The organism is Streptomyces sp. YS-3 (assembly GCF_045257485.1).
GTDB lineage: Bacteria > Actinomycetota > Actinomycetes > Streptomycetales > Streptomycetaceae > Streptomyces.
On sequence record NZ_JBJHPC010001179.1, the window covers coordinates 1 to 628 of the forward strand.

The following is a 628-nucleotide window of genomic DNA, read 5'->3' on the forward strand; positions in this document are numbered from 1 at the left end:
CCCCCAGACCCTCGCCTTCGACATCCTCGCCGCCCTCGGCAAACCGCCCGAACTGCCGGGTGACTGGGGAAAGCAGGGCCCGCCCGTCTGGAACATCGTCGGCGCCTGGATGTCGGCCCTGCCCGTCACCCGGCTCACCGTGCTGCGCGCCCACCTGCTGGATGCCCGGTGCTGGTCACACCTGCTAGCGCTGCGCGAGCGCACCGGCGTGCACCTGGTCGCCGTCTGCCACAGGCGACGTCCGCCGGCCGTGATGCGCACCGCCCTGCGGTTCATCGAGCACCACACCGTGTCCACTGAGGGCCCGGTGGGGGACCTGCTGTCCGCGCCTGCGAAGGCCGCGCCGCCCCGACGGCGCAGCGAAGACCGCTGGATCACCGTGTGAAGTTCGGGGGATCTGTCGCTGAGGCGTCCGGCTTCGCGTGTCGTCGGTGGAAGCCATCTATGTGCTGGTCGGCGGCCGGTTGGCTGTCTGGGTTTGGTGTCAGTGGTCCGGATGCTGCGGTGGCATGAGTCCGTATCGGCCGGTGACGTCTTCGCCGAGCCTCCTCCTGCGGGGGTCCTGTTGTCCGTGTACGCCGCACGTCCGGAGGACGGCTGGGGGGGGCATGCAGCGGAGTCGACGGGG

At 70.9% G+C, this 628-nt stretch carries 1 pseudogene; it reads left to right on the top strand.

The features are described from left to right. A pseudogene (locus ACJA3G_RS38205) lies at positions 1–385 on the top strand (hypothetical protein); the annotation flags it as partial. Positions 386–628 lie beyond the last annotated feature (243 nt).